Source organism: Lacibacter sp. H375, from assembly GCF_037892425.1.
In the GTDB taxonomy this organism is placed as follows: Bacteria; Bacteroidota; Bacteroidia; order Chitinophagales; family Chitinophagaceae; genus Lacibacter.
On the sequence record NZ_JBBKTT010000001.1, the window covers coordinates 1311008 to 1329394 of the forward strand.

Consider the following 18387-nt stretch of genomic DNA (forward strand, 5'->3'; position numbering starts at 1 on the left):
TGTGAAACCGAATCATCATGTAACATGCAACGATTGCGTGTACATTAACATGCTTGTAAAAGTTACCATTGATTCGGGTGCAGATAACACTTGAATAAATGAACAGAGTTACATTAAGCCTTATCATCCTTTTCTTTGCAGCTGCTGTGTCTGCACAAACATCCGTACGTGGAAAAATAACCACCACCATTCTCAACCAGGATAAAAAACCGGTTGAGAATGCAACAGCTGAATTATTGCGGAGTAAAGATTCTTCATTGGTAAAAACAGCATTGTCTGACAAAGCCGGCCTGGCAGAATTTGAACGCATCCCTTTAGGTTCTTACATCATCCGCACCAGTATGGTTAACCATGAGAAACAATTTTCAACTGTCATTACAATTTCAGAAAATCAAACAACTGCATCAGCAGCAGATGTTGTACTTCAACCTTCAGCCACACAATTAAAAACAATTGAAGTAACAGGAAAGAAACCTTTTATACAACGTCTTGGCGATCGTATTGTGGTGAACGTTGAAAACAGTGTGGTGAATGCAGGTAGTTCTGCCTTTGATGTACTGGAACGTTCGCCAGGTATTTTAATTGATGCAAATGACAACCTTAGTATGCGTGGCCGTAGTGGCGTGATCATCATGATCGATGGCAAACCTACTCCTATGACTGGTGCTGATCTGGTGAACTACTTACGCAGTCTTCCATCAAATGCTATTGAACGCATTGATCTCATCACCAACCCATCATCGAAATATGATGCAGCAGGTAATGCAGGTATCATTGATATCCGCATGAAAAAAGATCAACGCTTTGGTACCAACGGCAGCATTACTGCAGGTTACGGACAAGGTGTTTATCCAAAAGCAAACGGTGGTATCAATTTCAATCACCGCAATAAGAAAATGAATTTGTTTGGTGGGTATAATTATGCATACCGAATGAATTTAAACAACCTGTTACTCGATCGTAATTTCTTTACCAGCTCAGGTGAGTTCACAGGGAAAGATGAAAAGAATAACTACACAAAAATTCCATTAGACCTGCACACCTTACGTATTGGTGCCGATTTTTTTCCTTCGAAAAAAACAGTGATTGGTTTTGTGTTGAACAGCAACATGAATTTTATCAGGCCGAACAATAACAACAGTTCTGTTGTGAGTGATGCATTCAAACAACCAATGTTCACCTTCCGCACACAAACAAATAGCCAGAATGAAAACAAAAATGCTGTGGCAAACGTGAACATCAAACACACGTTCGACAGTACAGGAAAAGAATTAACTGCTGATATTGATATGGGTTATTTCGGATCAAACAACAATTCACGTGTGGCAACCCAATATTATAAACTTGACGGAACAGCTTTACAACCTGATTATATATTAGATGGTTTCCAAAAAGGAAACTTACGACTTGCAACAGCAAAGGCCGATTATGTGCAACCTATGAAAAACAAAAGTAGTTTTGAGGCGGGCTTTAAAACAAGTTTGGTGCATGCCGATAACGATGCACGCTTCTTCGACATGAGCAGCGGTTCACCGATTGATGATGAAAACAAAACCAATCATTTTTATTACGACGAAAACATCAATGCAGCTTATACCAACTTCAAAAAAGAATACAAGAAATTCGATTTCCAAATTGGTTTGCGTGCAGAGAACACCAATGTAAAAACAAAACAGGTAAAAGGAAATATTACCTGGGATTCATCGTACACACAACTCTTCCCAAGTGCATTCTTTAATTATAAGTTGAAAGAAGATCAAACACTGGGAGTATCCGTGAGCCGTCGTATAGACAGACCAAATTATTCTCAATTGAATCCGTTCTTATTCCTGATTGATGTAACAACCTACTCAACCGGTAACCCGGCATTGCTGCCCCAGTTCACCTGGAGTTATGAGTTAAACTATACCGTGAAGAATATCAACTTCACACTTGGTTACAGCCGCACCAAGAATAACCAGAACATTGTGATCACACGTTTTAAAGATGCGTTCCCCAATATTCCGAGTGATGACAACATTACCGTGCAGATACCTGTTAACCTTGCTTCATCTGATTACTATGGCTTAACCGTTGCTGCACCTGTGCGCATCAACAGATGGTGGAACATGATGAACAACGCCAATGTGTTTTACAATCATTTCAATGGAAGACTTGCCGGCACAACTTTAGATAACGGGAAGGTTGTTGTAAACCTCAGCAGCAATCACACATTCACGTTTGGAAAAAGCTGGACAAGTGAATTGTTTGGTAACTATAATTCAGGTGGACAATATGGCTTTATGGCCATGCGTCCGCAGTGGGGTGTTGGTGCAGGTGTACAAAAAACGTTATGGAAAGGAAAAGGCCAGGTACGTTTCAACATCACCGATATTTTCTGGACCAATTTACCAAGAGCAACCATTACGTATAACAATTATATCGAGATATGGAGAGCATACCGTGAAACAAGAGTAGCCAACCTCAGCTTCACCTATCGCTTTGGCAGTAACAAAGTAGCACAGGCAAGAAAAAGAACAACGGCATCAGAAGAGGAGCGCCAACGTGCACAATAGACCGCTGATGATGTGAATGGAATGATGCGCATGATGATCATTCAGTGGCTTTGACAACTATGTACATTTTTTCTCATGTTGATAACGGGCTGGTATTCTTATCGGCCCTCTTTTTTTTCTCAGCTTGCTGATAAAAAACAATAGGCAATATTCAATAGGCAAAAGACAATAGACAATATGCAAAGTTTCAAACGAAAACACGCTTTGTTTTTTTGTCAATTGCTCATTGCCAATTGTCTTCCTGTATTCCCTGGAATTTGTTTTTTGTCTTTTGGACCTTCTTGTATTTCTTCCTTGAACCTTGTCCCTTGTGCCTTTCTACCTCAATTCTTTCTTTCTTGCAATCTGCAATAACTGCAGGTGAGGTTGTAAATGCACGAGGCTGTCTTTCTGTAAAAACTGGCGGAGATGTTTGTGGAAATGACTGTAATCGTAGTAACCGTACACACCGTAATGAAATGTTTGCGGACGGCTCACGATATGACTCACAGCTTTGCGTATACGCAATACCTGCAGGGCCTGTTTGCTGCTGATGCCGGTACCCGTTTCAAAATAACGTTGCAAGGTGCGTGTGGAAATGCTGTAATGTGCAGCAAGTTCTTCAATGGTCGTATTGAAATTATTATTGATCACTGCTTTCTGCAGAATCTCTGTAACAATATTAATAGGTTGTAAGGAGCCACGGTATTGCTCAATGGTATCTTCATAATGTTTGGTAAGCAGCTGCACACGTTTTTCAAACGAAACAGCATGCTTAATGTTGTTGATGAGTTGCTGATCCATGAGATAACTCAATGGAAACATGGTGCCGCTGTACTCCGAAAAATTTACCTTCTTCTCAAAGATCACGGGGCTCACTTTAAACTTAATACCAAACACAGAATTTCCCGGGCGGTGAAATGCTTCAATATTATTGAGCCTTGGTAAAAAACCATCACCTTTCATTTGCTGACGGTTCTGCTCGATCTGCATTTCATAGGGCGACCCTAAATTAATGAGATAGGAATAACCAAGATTGGGAAACAATACATCACTGAAACCATCCGGGTATTTCTGCCAGAGATGTTCAAATTTTGTTTGCCAGAAGAATTCAATAAACAGAGATAAAGGTCCCGTTACATGGTGGCGGTGGTAGTTAGTTTCGAAGTGATCGCTATGAACAAATTCAATGTGTTGCACGGGAGCAAATTATAAAACAACAACAGCAACCACAATCTTTTCATGATGAATGGCTTCCGCTTATCAACTATTTATATTAACGCTTTATTAGCAAACCATAAAGCAACAAACCAAGCGTTAGTAACACGTGCAGCAACAGCCATCCTTTTTGCCAGTTTTTTCTGTTAGTCCACTTAACAGCTGGGTTAAACGGATCGAAGATCAATGCAATACCCAAATTGGAAGCTGCTGAAACAAGGTCTTTACTCACAAACAGAAAGTAAAGACTTAATAAAACAAATGCAGCATAAGCCCAGCGGTTAACAGATGTACTGATGTTTTTGGGAGTTGTTTTCTCTGATGTCATTACAAAGGTTTACCAATGAGTGTAGCAATTCCGCTACTTGTTACAACTCCCTCGATTAATAATATATGATCACTAACTCTGTTAACTGTTCAATCATCAACATTGAAATGATACTTACATAAAGGCTTTTCGTTTTGTTGAATTAACATCAATGGCTATTCCCTGAAACTAAAACAACTAAACAGTTTGTTGCAAGCGGGGGAAAAGCATTACTTCTCTTCTCCAAAGAAGAAAGATGCAGCTGCGTACATCAGTGGGCCAAAAAAAAGCCACCGGAGAATATCCGGTGGCTCGTGTAATTATCAGCAGTATAAAAAATTAATGCTTGTGTTTCTGCTGTGGCAGATGTACAGGTTTTAAACGAATGATACGTAAGGCATGCATTACACGCATGATCACAAAGGTGAGATCAAACTCATACCACTTACGTGCAAAGTTTGCATTGTCTTTATCCTTGTGGTGATTGTTTTGAAACAGTTCACCCATCAGCAACACACCCCATGGCGTGGTGTTCTTGCTGTGATCTTCAATTTTATAATTACGGTAACCCAGCTTATGACCAAACCAGTTTACAATAGCACCTTGTATTGGCCCCATCAAAAAATGAATCGGTAATAACAGGAACCACCAGAAGCCTGGAGCAAAAAAGAAATAGAACGCTACATAGCCTGCAATAAAAAACCCACGGGTAATATTGTTATGGCCAAACTTATCGAGCTTATCCCAAATGGGTAAGTACTCACGGGTGAATTCAGGATCAGGAACATTTTTACCTGTTACAAAACCACTGAAGATGCGTGCCGTGTGCACCATCATTTGCCAGATGTCTTTAAAGAAATGTGGTGAGTGCGGATCTTTCTCTGTATCACTATAAGCATGGTGCATACGATGCATCACTGCATACGCACGTGGCACAAGAAAAGAAGAACCCTGTACAAACCAGGTTAAGAAGTAAAATGTTTTTTCCCATCCCGGTTTTGCCGTGTACATCTGGTGGGAAGCATACCGGTGTAAAAAGAACGAATGAAAGAACAACGATAAGAACCAATGAAGAGAGAAGAAAAGAATAATAGCTGTCATAATAATATCCCCGATAAAAGAGTGCAAAGAAACGCCATTAATAATTGTAAACAAGCATTGTGGAAGAGTTTAACGTAAATGAGTTTTGTTCATGCTACATAGTGAACCTTCGTTAGCAATACATTGCCACACTAATGTCATATTACCTCTTTTAACGGCGGTGTTCTTATTACCGGTACATAAAACGTGCCGACAAGTATAGAAAGCAGATTGGCACGATATTGACATACTGAAAGCAGTATGTAAAGGCACAGAAAGTTGTGCCTGTTAACACAAAGAGAACCGCTACCTCATAAAGCCCTTTCACGAAAACACAGAGCATCAGCCGGAATGGCTGGTGCTTTTTTGTTGCTGAATTATTTCTCGCTCAAAGGAGTCTTTCATGAACGCAGATGAACAAACCCACGAATTCCTTTGTGAGTTGAAACTTCGCAGAACAGAACACTGCTACATGCGAATGAATTGCGAGAAGCAGGCATCCGCTTCTCGTGGCATTTGACAGGGCTTTGCTATGCCTTTGACAGGGAGTAAGGTCTTTTGGACATAGCTGTACATTTCCGGCATAAGAAAACAATGTTGGCATAATGCGGCAAAAGCGGCGGGTTGATTTCCGTTCGCTTTTTTGTGTTTGTAATCTTGTTGTGTCGTTGCAACTGACGGGTTTTAAAAAAATGTACCCCTGAAACATTTTCATTTTATTCAGTTTTAAATTTTAAACCGATGGCACAACAAAAAGGAATCCTTCCGTTGAAGGGTACAATCGGTAACATTACTTTTTACAAAAGCAAAGACGGATATCTCGCAAGAGAGAAAGGCAGTTTGAATGCAGAGCGTATTGCCAATGATCCTTCGTTTGCACGTACCCGTGAGAATGGTGCAGAGTTTGGCAGAGCCGGACAGGCAGGAAAAGTATTGCGCACAGCACTCCGTTCTTTATTACTTAACACAGCTGACAGCCGCATGCTTAGCAGACTCACACGTGAACTGATGAAAGTGATCCAGGCTGATGCGATCAACGAACGTGGATTACGTAACGTGATTGATGGTGAAGCTGAATTGCTGGAAGGTTTTGAATTCAATGCAAACAGTAAGCTTGGCACTTCGTTGTTTGCGCCTTACACTACGACCATTGATCGTGTAAGTGGTGAGCTGAGTGTGAGTATCCCTTCATTTGTTCCAACGAACATGGTGGCTGCACCAAGTGGTGCCACGCATTTCAAATTGGTTTCTGCAGGTGTTGAAATTGATTTTGAAAACAAGACGTACGTGGTTGCGGTTGCAGACATCAATTCGTTGCCGATGAATTCCACTCCCACTGCCGTGGTGAATATCAGTCACCAGGTGACTGCAAACAGTACGAAGCCTTTGTTTCTTGCATTGGGTATTGAGTTTTACCAGGAGGTGAATGGTAACCAGTACAGTTTGAAGAATGGAGCGTTTAATGCGCTTGCACTGGTGAAGGTAAATGGAGGTTAAGAAAAGGCACAAGGGACAAGGGACAAGGTACAAGGTACAAGGGACAAGGCACAAGGGAGAAAAATCCAAGAGCCAAAAGACAAAAGCCAAGGAAAGGTACAAGGGACAAGGGACAAGGTGCAAGGCACAAGGAAGAAAATCCAAGAACCAAATGCCAGAATCCAAAGAAGAAAGCCGATAGCCGGTAGTCATTAGTTGTTAGTGAAAACAAAGGGCAGTTGATTCTTTCTCTGACGGAGCCATTTTTCTGAACAGAAAATCAGCAATTATTTATTGCAATAATAACATCACTCCTGAGCGGATGAGGAATTGTATTGCCCTTTGATTTATGAACATCATTTTTTCAAATCACAAATTCAAAACATGAAGAAGATTTTGAAACGTGCGAAGCGACGTACGCCGAAGTTCTTTAAACAGGTACGGAATATTGGTGTGGCATTGGCTGGTGTGAGTGCAGCGATTCTTGCAGCACCTGTTGCATTGCCTGCAGTGCTGATTAAAGTGGCCGGTTACTTAGCAGTTGCCGGTGCGGTTGCAGGGAGTGTGAGCCAGACGGCTGTGACAAACGAACGCAACTAATTATTCTTATGCAAGACTCGTACTTTTTGAAAACAGGAACTGCCGGTGGAACGATCACGATTCTTTTTGCTAACATCCATGCAGATGATTTGTTGAAGACGGTGGTGCTTGCTGCTGTTGGTGCAGCTGTGAGTTTGGTGGTATCGTTTGTGTTGAAGAAGATGTTTGGGAAAAAGAAGTGAGCCGGTTTGAGAGCCCCGATTTATTTCGGGGCTTTTTTGTTTCACGCAGAGGACAGGAGAAGCAGGGAATGTTCGCTTTGCTCACAAGAAGTTGCTCACTGATTGCACTGATGAACACAGATTGTTGCGGCGCTGCGCTTGCAGTATCTTTTGTCACTTTTTGCTTGTCCAAAAAGTAACCAAAAAGGACCCCGAAAACCAATATACAGCCTGGTTTTCGGTTTAGGCCTTGATCGAGTTTTGTACTACTGTGATGAAGTGCATTAGTAGTTGCATGAACGTCTCATGTGTGGCATGTTGATTTTATGCAACTTGTTTCCTAGGTGCGTATTTGCGATCCCTGATTGTTTGGCGAAGCAACCGGAGAAAATAATGAATATTGAGTAGTGAATGTTGAATGATGAAGAGATGTGTCAGGACTGGAGGAAGTCTTTGATGAGTTCTTCGTCGATGCCGGTGAAGAGGGAGAATTCTTTGATGGTAATGAATTCGTCTTTTGATTTGCCGAGTGCGTTGCGGATTTTTTGGAGCAGCTGACGGGCAGTGCGGCCACGACGGCCTGTTATATTTTCCACGTCTCTTGTATAAAGTACAACACGTGGAGGTATTGCGTTGGGTGCTGTTTTCATTGAGGTGATTTTAGGTGTAAAAGGGTAACACAAAACTTGGTATTTTATTAGTTTCATAAAAGCGTGTTGCTACGTTGTTGCACTCCAATTTATAATATCGTATTTTACTGAAGCTGTATAATGTCGTATAAATACCACTGGCAATGTCGCATTAATCGGGTTTCACAGGGAGGTTCAAGATGCAAGCTTTGTGGTTCATCAAAATCATATTTTATGAACCATTTTATTACCCTGCAAGAAGCCATTGATATGACAACGTTGTATCGGGCAGAGAACGAAAACATTTTAAAACCAGAGTTTCAAAATCAAAACATCTTAGCCCGTTCAGAGGCGTTTGAAAGAGCTGCCTTTGATACATTGCTTGCGAAAAACGGCTGTGCCGGCTTAAGGATCTATTATGGCATGGATGAAAACTATAAGGTACATGCCATCATTGTTCCCACTGACAGTAACGGGAATGATATTCTACCTGCACCAGGTTTAAACGAAGAAGAAGAGGGTGAAGATATTGCTGAACGAGGCATCAGGTGTCCTGACTTATGCCCAACGGCATCGCCACTAAACAGTTAATTTATTTACACATGAATTTTGAGTTGAATGCTGCTTTCAGTTTTACAGTAGGAATTGGTGCAGTGATCGGCTGGATCAGAATTAAAAAAACTGATCCGGCCTTTTTACCTTTTTTATGGTTGCTTCTGATTGGCTTTGTACATGAGATAAGCAGTTTTGTACTTTCTTATACCGGCTATTCCAATGCAGTGACGTATAATTTTTTTACGTTGGCAGAGGCACTTCTAATCTGTTATCAATTTTACAAGTGGGGGCTGTTTGAGCAAAGGCCAGGTTTTTATTACCTGCTTCAATTTCTTTTTGTAACAGGATGGATCTGTGAACTACTCTACCGAGCGAGCTTACAGGAATACTTTTCTTATTTTATTATCGGCTATGCAACACTACTTGTTTTTATGGCTATCAACATGCTCAACAACATATTATTCAGGGAACCAGGCTCGGTGTTATTTCAACCGGAGTTCCTTGTATGTATGGGTGTTGTTGTTTATTTCACCTACACCATTCTCGTTGAAGTATTCTGGTTTTACGGGCTTAACAAAAGCAGTGCATTCAGGCTTCGCATTTATGAAGTATTTGGCTATATTAATTTATTTACCAACCTCGTTTTTGCATTTGCTACATTATGGATACCACTGAAACGGCATTATATACTGCAATCCTGATTGTTTCAATAGTACTTGGAACGGTACTGCTGTATTTTGCGATGAGCATGTACAGAGGGCGTGTAAAACATTACCGCTTATTAACCAAGCAACTGCTGGCAGAAATGGATGTACTTGAACGTGAGCGAACACGTATTGCCACGGACCTGCATGATGACCTTGGACCCATGCTGGCTGTTACGAAAATTCATCTTGAACAAATTGAGCCAACCACTGTAACTGATCAACAACGACATTCAGTTGCCGTGAGAAACATCTTAACGTTAACCAACCGACTAGGAGAGATCGCAAAAAACTTAACGCCCGCCATTTTAAAATCAAAGGGGTTACAGGTTGCACTAGAAGAATTCATTGACCAGTTTAATGATGTGAGTGAAATGCATATAAAGCTTGAGTATATGATCAAGCGCACACCCAATACGTTTTATGCTTTGCATATTTACCGCATTGTACAAGAGCTTGTTCATAATGCAGTAAAGCATTCGGCGGCACAACATGTGCTCATTCAACTAAAGGAACATAAACAAAAGCTTTATATTTTTTATACCGATGATGGCAAGGGTATTGAAACTGCAAACAAAGAATCAACACAAACGGGACTTGGATTGGGCAGCCTTCAAAACCGAGCCAACCTGCTTGGTGGTAAAATGACCCGCACACAAACGAAAACGAAAGGAACTGATTTTGTATTTGAACTACCTCTTAACAAAAACGATGAACAAACAAACCAGGATCGTATTAGCAGATGATTACCCGCTATTACTTGAAAGCTTTTCTTTAATGCTTGCACATGAAGCAACAATTGAAATTGTTGGACAGGTTGCCAACGGTGAACAACTTGTTGCCTGTGTTGAAACAGAACGGCCTGATGTTGTGATCACTGATATTGAAATGCCGGTGATGAATGGTTTGGAAGCAGCCCGTATTATTAAAGAACGTTTTCCTGCGACCGGTCTTTTAGCTTTAACGATGTTTAATGATCATCACCTGATTGTTGATATGATGGAAGCCGGCGCCAATGGGTATTTATTAAAGCAAACAAGCAAAGAAGAATTGCTGGCCGCTATTACAGCTGCTAAAAATGGTTTGCAATATTTCAGCAATGATACTTCGATGCGGCTGTTTAAACAGTTAGCAAAAAGCAAACTAAAGCAGGAAGAGGAAACCGTCAATTTTACTGAAAAGGAACAAGAGATCATCCGGTTGATCTGCGAACAACATGCGAGTAAGGAAATAGCAGCGTTGACACAATTGAGTAAACGAACGGTTGACAAATACCGTGATCATATTATGCAGAAAACGAAATCGATAAATTTTGCAGGGGTTGTGATCTATGCTATCAGGCATGGATTGTTTAAACCATAAGAAGGGAATTTGAAAGTGCATGCAATCAGGGGAGATTGAATTGCATGGTTATGAGGAAACGACATTCTATAGTTTTAAGCGAACTTGAATCTGAACAACTAGGACAGGTAAAGATGCTTCTTGATTCAGCATCTTACCATTATGAAAACCTACAGTTGCTATCTCAAACAGTTGGTATTAACGTAACGAAGCTTAAATACGGTTTCAAGCAACTTTATGGTGTAAGTATTTATCATTACTCTCTTCAATTACGGATAGAAAAAGCCAAACAACTTCTATTAAAAAATGAACTGAGTGTAAAGGCTATTTCGTTGGATTGTGGTTTCAGGAATTGCCAGCATTTTATAACGACGTTTAAGAAATGGACTGGTGTAACACCTGGAAAATACAAATCAAACATTACCTGATTTATTTGTTTCTTTTTAATCAAGTTGATTAATTGATAATATCATGTTTGTGATATACACTGCCTGTTCTTTTGTCTTGACACAAAAGAACCAAAAAGTCAAGCCGGAACATATTACCCCCATGTTCCGGCAACAGCCCTGATTAAGCTTTGGTAATACTGTGGTGAAGTACAGTTGTAGTTGCATAAACATCTTATGTGCGACAGCATGATTTATTACAGTCTTGTTGTGTGACCAAATTGAAACCAAGAATATCTTTTTTGAAACCTGATTTATTTGCAAGCGGAGAAATGATTGCGGAATTTTAAGTTGTGATGCAGGGGAATGATTCATCAAACATTTTACGTGATGAAAAACATTCCTGTAACTATTCATTGTTCGAGTTTGCTGATACTCCTGTTTACTTACACTGCCATCAGCAAATTAACTGACTACGAAAAATTTGTACGTGTACTTGATGAATCTCCCCTGATTCATAAGGGAGCAGACACGATTGCCTGGTTGCTACCAGTAACTGAGTTGATTGTAGTTCTGCTCCTGTTTTTTGAGCGAACCAGAAGGATGGGCTTGTATGCTTCACTTGCATTGCTTACTGTATTTACTATTTACATCGGATGTATGTTGTTGTTTGTTGCAGAGCTGCCCTGCAATTGTGGTGGTGTGCTGAATAAGATGAGCTGGCAACAACATTTGTTTTTTAATGCAGGGTTTCTTGTTATTAACGTGATTGGTATTGGAAGAACTCCTTTATATGAACTTCTAAATTTTCTGCGCAGACAGGGTATGCCGAAAACCTGAAAGAGAGTAGGCGTCATTATTAAATTTTAGTTTATGAAAAAGTATTTTTTAAGCATCAGTGCTGTTGTTATTGCAGTATTGCTTGTTGCCTTTACGCAACCAAAGAAAGCAATGTTTGACCCGATCTATTTCCAGTATTCGGAAGATGACATCAGTTTTAATAACCTGAAGGACCCTGCACATTGGCAACTGATCAGTTTGCCTGCAACAGGTTGTGATGAAGGAAGTATTCCATGTGTTGTAAAAATTGAAGGCCTTTCTGATTATGGTGGAAGCTATTCACCGGGTTATGTTGATGAAGTTGATTTTGCCCGTTATCTTGATCTGCAAGGTGAAACCAACGCACAGGCATATGTGACCGGTGTAAATATGGAAGCGAGCAAGGATTAATTGAAACAACTGAAAAAAAATAAAACCGGTTGCAGATACAGCCGGTTTTTTCTTGTGACATAGCCATTGCTTAGCGTGGATTCTGAACCATACCCGTTAGCTCAATTACTGTTTCAGGAATTGGTAATGCAAAACGGAGATCGTTCGGTGGTAAGAGGTATGTATTGCTACCGAGTATTCTTGTTAATGAAATGGATGCACCTTGTTTGTTCAAACGTTTTATATCGATCCAGCGAATGCTACGCATGAGTAATTCTTTGCGACGCTCTAACAGAATTTTTTCTACAGCTTCTTCTTTTGTTGCCGCTGTGTATGGAATGAAGGTTCCCGTTTTCCAACGTTTGATGAGTAATGTATTAAGTGTGTTCATTGCTTCCATTGCGTTGTTTTTTCTTGCTTCACACTCTGCTTTCATGAGATACAACTCATCTACTGCAAAGCCATTGAACAAATTAATTACTCCAGAGTAACTACCACGGAAACCATAGGTGCCATTGTTGTTGTTACGAAAGAAGATCGTTTTCCTTAAATCATTTGCATGGTAAGACCGATACAGATTTGAATCGATCTTCGCTCTCGAGTTATTTAATATTGAACCGGTTGCAGTATAGCAATCGTATAATACTTCAGGATTTGAAAAACGTGGATCAAATGGATAGGTTGTTGAAGCGTTGAGCTGGTTGTAATCTTTAATGTTGTTTTTTATTGAGAGTGCCCAATCGGAGTAATACAAACAACTATCATAATTACCCATGAATAAATAGGTTCGTGCAACCAAGGCCAATGCTGCCGGTTTGCATGGACGCAGCAAATGCAATGCTGTTTCCGGAAGTAATGCCGCTGCTTGTTTTGCATCTTTTAATACCTGCTCGTAAGATTGCTTGACTGATGAACGAACTGATGGCGAATTGAATTCAGGATCGAGACGCAGAGGCATTCCTAAATCGGTTGAAGCTGTTGCCTGATCATAAGCAGGTGACCAGATGGCCAGGCCCTGTAAGAATGAATTGGCTCTTATGAAGTATGCGTGACCCAAACATGCATTGCGTTGTTCCAAGGTACCGGCAGACAACGGAATGTTTGGCATTTCAGTTATAATAAGATTTGCCTTGTACACATTATCAAAGAGGTTTGACCAATCGTTGGTACCTGTTACAAAGAGAAAATCTTTTTCCCATGTGTATATGCGTTGATCGGGAATGGTTGTTAAGGCAGCCCAATCGGGTTGTGTGAGATAATAATCATCGGCGCTTTTTTCGGCAGCGCCGGGATTGAACTGGTTGACCCGTGCATAGCTGTCGAGCAGGCCTTGCAGATCCTGGACGGTGGAGGGTATAACGAGTTTTTGGTTTGATTTTTTATCCAAAAACTTTTTGCAGGAGAGTAATGCGGTGATGCATACTGCAAGGATGAATATGTATTTCATGAAATTTGGTTTAGTTGATTTAATGTTTTCATTTGTTTAAAGCAGGTTGATGATTTAAACATCGTAATTATTCTTTGTCACTTTTTTGCGGAAAAAAGTAACCAAAAAGCCGCCCGAAAAACCCCGCCTGCATCGGGCAGGGATTACGGCCCGTTTTCGGGATTGTACCCTGATGAAGCTTTTGTGCTACTGTCGCTTCGGCTGGAGAATTTGCATGTGCATATCATGTGTAGCAGGTTGATGAATTAATATTGGTTTGTGTGTTTGATACACTATTTGTTCTTTTGTCTTGACACAAAAGAACCAAAAAGTCAAGCAGGGAATTATTACCCCCAATTCCCTGCGATAGCCCTGATTTAGCTTTGGTACTACTGTCGCTTGGGCTGGAGAATTTGCATGCGCATATCATGTGTAGCATCGTGTTTTGTTTGTGACTTTTATTCTTTGTTGACCACACTAGAAATTTATGTTTAGGCCGAAGGCGATGGTTTGGGATGGTGGCAGTTCTGCATAGTCGGGATCGAGGTTGTGATTGTTGGCTTTCCAGATGATGGCGATGTTGTTCCATGTGCTGTAAAAGCGGATAGACGATACCGGTAGTTTTTTGATGAGTGCCTTATTGAGTTCGTAACTGCACTGGATATACTGGAGGCGAACGTGATCGCCTTTTGTTGCCAGTACTGCGGAGCTGGTATAAAACTGATCACGACCGGAAGCAACGGGGTATTGCATGGATGGAATATTTGTAAAGAGTTCATCGCCTGGTTTCATCCAACGCTTATCAAAATCGGCATGGCCTTTTAACTGGTTGTATAAAGAACCATAATCGATAGAGCGACGCATGAACCAGTACTTGAGTTTGTAGGTGATGCGAACAGAGAGCGAAAACGATTTGTATGAAACGGTGTTACCCATTGAACCAAAGAATAGCGGTGTTGCTGAACCAACGTGCAGCAAATCGTTTACTGTTAATGCAGGACCGTTGAGTTGGTTATAATCGGCAGATAGCTGACCCTGTAAGAAACCCTGCGGATCACCTGTTGCTGAGAGTCCGCCCCATTGGTATGCAAACAAGGAATGCAAGGGATAACCATTTAAAGCACGGCCGGAACTACCTGCATAAGAAGATGCCTGTTTTGTATTGGCATAGTATTCTGTGACCTTGCTTTTGGTTGTGTTGAAAATTAAACTGGTGGACCATTTTATTTTCCTGTTTATGTTGAGTGTGTTGATGGCAATATCCCAACCATGGTTGTTCATTTCACCCACATTCTTTACAATGAGTGTACCGATACCCAATGTTTGATCGACGGGAACAGATTGATAGAGATCGGTTGCCCGTTTGTGATAAAATTCAATGCTGCCATTGATGCGGTTTGCTGCCATTGCGAAATCGAGCCCGATGTTTAACTGGCCTATTTTTTCCCAACGGAGATCGGGGTTATAGAAATTATTTACCGATGTCATTTGTGTCAGGGTATATGGATTGATACCGGAATAGAGCAACGTGGTGGCAGCAGATTTTGACTGATCGAGGTTGCCACTGTAACCCCATGTTGCACGGAGTTTTAATTGTGATATGTAGTTGAGTTTATAAAATGATTCGGCAGCAATATCCCATGCAGCACCAATGGACCAAAGGGGATTCCATTTATCGTTGGTGTTTAAACCAAAGAGGTTGGATGCATCTTTTCGTGCGCTGAGTGAAACTGTGTACTTGTTGTTGTATGTATAAGCAGCGTTGGTATAGAATGAAAGAAAGCGGTGGTTGAATGAAGAGAAATCGCTACCACCGGGAATGAGCGCTGCAACGCCTGTAATAAAACGAGGGTACGGATTTACTAAATCAATATTGGATACGGTTAAGAGATCGGGTTTGTAGCCATAGATGCGGGTAGAGAATCCATCGGTTATCTTTTCGCTGAGCTGTGCCCCAGCAATGGCATTGATGTTGTGTTTGTTAAATTCTTTATTGATGTTGAGCTGGGCACGCAGGTCCTGCGCCAGCATATCATTTGACCTGGTGTTGAGTATTGCACCCAATGGAATTTTGTATGTAACCGCTCCTGCGCTGCGGTTGAGTTGCGTAAACGTATTGATGAGGTCTCTTGTGAAATAACTTTCCTGTGTTAAGATATTTTCTGATTCGGTTTGTTGCAACTCGTAGCGATAATTAAGACCGATGTTGAGCCAGGGAGTGAATTTATAACGAAGACCTGCCACTGCTGAAAGATCGTGCAGAGCTGATGTAATGTTATTGTGTTTGTAATCGGTTAAGGGATAGTAGTTCCAATCTAAGAGTTTGCCGGCACCGGCAGTATCGGTATAGAGCAAACGATAATCATCATAGAAGGGCAAGGCATTACCTGCATCATCAGCAAAGCGAGTATAAGGCGGGAGATTGCCAATGGAAGTATTGATTGAGCCCCATGCCGGACGGCCATTGTGATAGTTGCTTTTTGTATAGGCTGCACTTAATGAGAGTTCCAGTTTTTTTGAAGCACGGTATGTGTTTTCCCAACGGGTGGTGAGGCGTTTGTTTTGCGCATGGAGATTGTCTTTGTTATCATCGAGACCAATGGACAACGACCAGGCATAGTTTGGTGCGCCTCCTTTTAGTGAAAGCGAAATTTGTTTGTTGATGCCCTGTGTGTACATGTGTTGCAGGAATTCATTCCGCAGATCGTAATTGCGGAGCTGATCAATTTGCTGTTGTGCCTGTTGTTGTGTGATGGCACCCTTACGGGCAAGGAAGAGGATTTCAAAAACGGGGGTGAAGGGAGGACGAACCAAACTATTGGTATCGGAAAAACGAAACCGGTTTGCAAATAGCATTTGTTCCATGTCGATAAAACCTGATGTGCTGATGAGGGGCAGTTTTTCCAATGATGGTTTTGCCGTGAGCGACATGTTTGTATTGAGTTCGATCTTTAAGGGCTGGTTGAAGCGGCCTTTTTTTGTTGTGATAACAATGACGCCGTTGGAAGCTTTTGCACCCCAAATAGAAGCAGCAGCTGCATCTTTTAACACGGTAATGCTTTCGACATCATTTGGATTGAGGTTATCGATGCTGCCTTCGTAGGGAAAATTATCGACGACGATGAGCGGATCATTGACTGCTGAAAAACTGGTGACGCCACGGATAACGGGTTGCCTGTTTGAACTGATGCGCTGCGGTTGCGTGGTGTAACCGTTGGTGATATACTCTAATCGTTCGGTGATGCTTTTGCCTACCTGCTCGTTGTAGAGTTTGTTATCGATAAGGGTGAAGGAACCAGTAGCCCGCTCCTTTGGGATTTCCTGGAAGCCGGTGCTAACGATAACCTCTGCCAAGGCTGTAAATTTTCGTTTGAGCATGATGGTTAGTAAGCCCCGCTCGTTGTTTGGGACAGTTTCGGGATTGTAGCCGGTGGCTGTGACGAGCAGTGTATCGTTTACCCGTGCCAAAGAGATCATAAAGGAACCATCACTGGCTGTTACCAATGTTTGTGATGTGCGCTTAAGTGTAACGGATGCTGCAGGGATGGGTTGGCCTTCTTCGTTTATTACTGTGCCTTTGATGGTGATGGTTTGGCACATGGAGAAGAGAGGCAGAAAGCTGAGTAAGAAGAGAAGTTTTGGTTTCATGTTGTTAAAAGTTGATAGTTAATAGATCATGGTTGATGGTGAATCGGGAGACGGCAATCGTGAGTGGTCAGTGGTGAATGGTGAGGACCCCCTCCTGAGCTACGCCCGTTCCCTTGTTGGGAAGAGCGTGATTTGGGGAGAGGACCCCCTCTGTATCTCCCCCTGTAAGGGGAGAAAAGGCAGGCTTCGGAACAGGCATAGATAGTTTCGAGGGAGGATCGTGTTTTAATGGCAGATTACCCCCTCCAGCTCTCCCTTTAGGGGGAGAGCTTAGCTTTGTAGCACTGTCAATCTTCGTGGGGAGGGTGAGCTTTTTTCCTTTGAGGATTTTTTTGATGTTGGAAGCGGTGACATCATTCGAGCGGGTGATGGCGATGAGTTTGTTGTTGTATATCCACACATAATGCGGTATCTTATTATGGGGGAAGCTGTTTTTTAAGAGACTGTCGTTATAGATAATAGGAAAGCTGAACGACATGCCAGTGGCCTGTTTGCGACGGATGAAGAAGGCAGTGATCTTTTCCTTTGTATCACGGGTGCCATAACTGCTGACAAGACGGATGCTGATGCGATTGCCGAACTGTGTTTGCAGGCTATCGAGTTTTGGAAAGGCCTTTGCACAGGAGGTGCACCAGGTGGCAAAGAAATCGAGAATGATGAGCTGGTTTTTTTGTGCGGGGATGGCTGATGTAATACTATCAGGTAACTGAGTGCCGATGGCAGGCTGTGCCGGAGAAAATAAAGGCAGAAGGCCAAGGAAGAATAAAAGCTTTGATTTCATGATTGTGAGTTGTGAATGGTGAATTGTGAAAGAGTTCGTGAGTGGTGAGTCGTGAATCGTGAATGCTTCGACCCGTTCGCTGAACCCTTCGATCCTTCGGTTTCGCTCAGGACTGCTCAGGTTGGGCAAAGCAGTGGCAGGCAAAGAATGAAGAGTTTCATTTTTTGCAGAATGGTTTAGGTGTTTGCTGCCCTGCAGGAGCAAACGGGTGATTAAATAGCCGGGAAGTTTGTAAGTATGCTTATGCCGGAAAGGCGATAAGACGGGAAGGACTCATGCAGGCATGAGTTGGGTATTAGACAGGGTTTTTGGGTTTGCAGGCAAACTTGGTT

18 protein-coding genes are annotated in these 18387 nt (G+C 41.7%); 11 read left to right on the plus strand and 7 right to left on the minus strand.

The window, feature by feature from the left end; genetic code table 11:
• Positions 1-98: 98 nt before the first annotated feature.
• A complete protein-coding gene (locus WG954_RS05715; protein WP_340434470.1) occupies positions 99-2555 on the plus strand; it encodes an outer membrane beta-barrel protein in 2457 nt (818 codons plus the stop codon).
• 318 nt (positions 2556-2873) lie between these two features.
• On the opposite strand, the gene WG954_RS05720 is transcribed toward WG954_RS05715, so the two are convergent.
• The 3 genes from WG954_RS05720 to WG954_RS05730 all read right to left on the minus strand — a co-directional run bounded on the left by WG954_RS05720 (position 2874) and on the right by WG954_RS05730 (position 5160).
• Entirely contained in the window at positions 2874-3734 is an 861-nt protein-coding gene (locus WG954_RS05720) for a helix-turn-helix domain-containing protein (protein WP_340434472.1), read from the minus strand.
• A gap of 76 nt (positions 3735-3810) precedes the next feature.
• Positions 3811-4080 (minus strand): hypothetical protein, encoded by a 270-nt coding sequence (locus WG954_RS05725; RefSeq protein ID WP_340434475.1) that lies wholly within the window; start codon positions 4078-4080, stop codon positions 3811-3813.
• A gap of 318 nt (positions 4081-4398) precedes the next feature.
• Entirely contained in the window at positions 4399-5160 is a 762-nt protein-coding gene (locus WG954_RS05730; protein ID WP_340434477.1) for a fatty acid desaturase, read from the minus strand.
• A 720-nt stretch (positions 5161-5880) separates the two neighbouring features.
• Here WG954_RS05730 and WG954_RS05735 point away from each other — a divergent pair.
• The 3 genes from WG954_RS05735 to WG954_RS05745 all read left to right on the plus strand — a co-directional run bounded on the left by WG954_RS05735 (position 5881) and on the right by WG954_RS05745 (position 7397).
• The gene (locus tag WG954_RS05735; protein WP_340434480.1) at positions 5881-6636 is read left to right on the plus strand and encodes a hypothetical protein; all 756 of its coding nucleotides are present in this window, start codon (positions 5881-5883) and stop codon (positions 6634-6636) included.
• Between the two features lie 363 nt (positions 6637-6999).
• On the plus strand, positions 7000-7215 hold the full coding sequence (locus WG954_RS05740; protein ID WP_340433803.1) for a hypothetical protein: 216 nt from the start codon (positions 7000-7002) through the stop codon (positions 7213-7215).
• A gap of 8 nt (positions 7216-7223) precedes the next feature.
• Positions 7224-7397, plus strand: coding sequence for a hypothetical protein (locus tag WG954_RS05745; protein WP_340434482.1), 174 nt, complete (start codon positions 7224-7226; stop codon positions 7395-7397).
• Between the two features lie 413 nt (positions 7398-7810).
• Here WG954_RS05745 and WG954_RS05750 read toward each other — a convergent pair whose 3' ends face one another.
• Positions 7811-8026 carry a hypothetical protein gene (locus tag WG954_RS05750; RefSeq protein ID WP_340434484.1) on the minus strand — a complete coding sequence of 72 codons (216 nt, stop codon included), beginning with the start codon at positions 8024-8026 and terminating at the stop codon, positions 7811-7813.
• 213 nt (positions 8027-8239) lie between these two features.
• On the opposite strand from WG954_RS05750, the gene WG954_RS05755 reads away from it, so the two are divergent.
• The 7 genes from WG954_RS05755 (at position 8240) to WG954_RS05785 (ending at position 12221) form a co-directional block, all read left to right on the plus strand.
• Entirely contained in the window at positions 8240-8596 is a 357-nt protein-coding gene (locus tag WG954_RS05755; protein WP_340434486.1) for a hypothetical protein, read from the plus strand.
• 11 nt (positions 8597-8607) lie between these two features.
• Positions 8608-9261, plus strand: coding sequence for a hypothetical protein (locus tag WG954_RS05760; protein WP_340434488.1), 654 nt, complete (start codon positions 8608-8610; stop codon positions 9259-9261).
• Positions 9222-10010, plus strand: a complete 789-nt coding sequence (locus WG954_RS05765) for a sensor histidine kinase (RefSeq protein WP_340434490.1) — start codon at positions 9222-9224, stop codon at positions 10008-10010. Before WG954_RS05760 ends, WG954_RS05765 begins: the two co-directional genes overlap by 40 nt.
• The gene (locus tag WG954_RS05770; RefSeq protein WP_340434493.1) at positions 9976-10626 is read left to right on the plus strand and encodes a response regulator; all 651 of its coding nucleotides are present in this window, start codon (positions 9976-9978) and stop codon (positions 10624-10626) included. Before WG954_RS05765 ends, WG954_RS05770 begins: the two co-directional genes overlap by 35 nt.
• A gap of 50 nt (positions 10627-10676) precedes the next feature.
• Positions 10677-11033, plus strand: coding sequence for a helix-turn-helix domain-containing protein (locus WG954_RS05775; protein WP_340434495.1), 357 nt, complete (start codon positions 10677-10679; stop codon positions 11031-11033).
• 348 nt (positions 11034-11381) lie between these two features.
• A complete protein-coding gene (locus tag WG954_RS05780; RefSeq protein ID WP_340434497.1) occupies positions 11382-11831 on the plus strand; it encodes a MauE/DoxX family redox-associated membrane protein in 450 nt (149 codons plus the stop codon).
• A 33-nt stretch (positions 11832-11864) separates the two neighbouring features.
• Positions 11865-12221: a hypothetical protein gene (locus WG954_RS05785; protein WP_340434499.1), complete on the plus strand. Its 357-nt coding sequence runs from the start codon at positions 11865-11867 to the stop codon at positions 12219-12221.
• Positions 12222-12291: 70 nt separating this feature from the next.
• Here WG954_RS05785 and WG954_RS05790 read toward each other — a convergent pair whose 3' ends face one another.
• From WG954_RS05790 to WG954_RS05800, 3 genes are all read right to left on the minus strand, one after another.
• Positions 12292-13647 carry a RagB/SusD family nutrient uptake outer membrane protein gene (locus WG954_RS05790; protein ID WP_340434502.1) on the minus strand — a complete coding sequence of 452 codons (1356 nt, stop codon included), beginning with the start codon at positions 13645-13647 and terminating at the stop codon, positions 12292-12294.
• Between the two features lie 456 nt (positions 13648-14103).
• Entirely contained in the window at positions 14104-17274 is a 3171-nt protein-coding gene (locus WG954_RS05795; protein WP_340434505.1) for a SusC/RagA family TonB-linked outer membrane protein, read from the minus strand.
• A 67-nt stretch (positions 17275-17341) separates the two neighbouring features.
• On the minus strand, positions 17342-18055 hold the full coding sequence (locus WG954_RS05800; RefSeq protein WP_340434506.1) for a TlpA family protein disulfide reductase: 714 nt from the start codon (positions 18053-18055) through the stop codon (positions 17342-17344).
• Between the last annotated feature and the right edge of the window lie 332 nt (positions 18056-18387).

Excerpts from the sequence above, each read along its gene's own strand:
- WG954_RS05715 (WP_340434470.1), top strand. The coding sequence starts at position 99 with ATGAACAGAGTTACATTAAGCCTTATCATCCTTTTCTTTGCAGCTGCT.
- WG954_RS05725 (WP_340434475.1), bottom strand. The coding sequence starts at position 4,080 with ATGACATCAGAGAAAACAACTCCCAAAAACATCAGTACATCTGTTAAC.
- WG954_RS05730 (WP_340434477.1), bottom strand. The coding sequence starts at position 5,160 with ATGACAGCTATTATTCTTTTCTTCTCTCTTCATTGGTTCTTATCGTTG.
- WG954_RS05735 (WP_340434480.1), top strand. The coding sequence starts at position 5,881 with ATGGCACAACAAAAAGGAATCCTTCCGTTGAAGGGTACAATCGGTAAC.
- WG954_RS05740 (WP_340433803.1), top strand. The coding sequence starts at position 7,000 with ATGAAGAAGATTTTGAAACGTGCGAAGCGACGTACGCCGAAGTTCTTT.
- WG954_RS05745 (WP_340434482.1), top strand. The coding sequence starts at position 7,224 with ATGCAAGACTCGTACTTTTTGAAAACAGGAACTGCCGGTGGAACGATC.
- WG954_RS05750 (WP_340434484.1), bottom strand. The coding sequence starts at position 8,026 with ATGAAAACAGCACCCAACGCAATACCTCCACGTGTTGTACTTTATACA.
- WG954_RS05755 (WP_340434486.1), top strand. The coding sequence starts at position 8,240 with ATGAACCATTTTATTACCCTGCAAGAAGCCATTGATATGACAACGTTG.
- WG954_RS05760 (WP_340434488.1), top strand. The coding sequence starts at position 8,608 with ATGAATTTTGAGTTGAATGCTGCTTTCAGTTTTACAGTAGGAATTGGT.
- WG954_RS05765 (WP_340434490.1), top strand. The coding sequence starts at position 9,222 with ATGGATACCACTGAAACGGCATTATATACTGCAATCCTGATTGTTTCA.
- WG954_RS05770 (WP_340434493.1), top strand. The coding sequence starts at position 9,976 with ATGAACAAACAAACCAGGATCGTATTAGCAGATGATTACCCGCTATTA.
- WG954_RS05775 (WP_340434495.1), top strand. The coding sequence starts at position 10,677 with ATGAGGAAACGACATTCTATAGTTTTAAGCGAACTTGAATCTGAACAA.
- WG954_RS05780 (WP_340434497.1), top strand. The coding sequence starts at position 11,382 with ATGAAAAACATTCCTGTAACTATTCATTGTTCGAGTTTGCTGATACTC.
- WG954_RS05785 (WP_340434499.1), top strand. The coding sequence starts at position 11,865 with ATGAAAAAGTATTTTTTAAGCATCAGTGCTGTTGTTATTGCAGTATTG.
- WG954_RS05790 (WP_340434502.1), bottom strand. The coding sequence starts at position 13,647 with ATGAAATACATATTCATCCTTGCAGTATGCATCACCGCATTACTCTCC.
- WG954_RS05795 (WP_340434505.1), bottom strand. The coding sequence starts at position 17,274 with ATGAAACCAAAACTTCTCTTCTTACTCAGCTTTCTGCCTCTCTTCTCC.
- WG954_RS05800 (WP_340434506.1), bottom strand. The coding sequence starts at position 18,055 with ATGAAATCAAAGCTTTTATTCTTCCTTGGCCTTCTGCCTTTATTTTCT.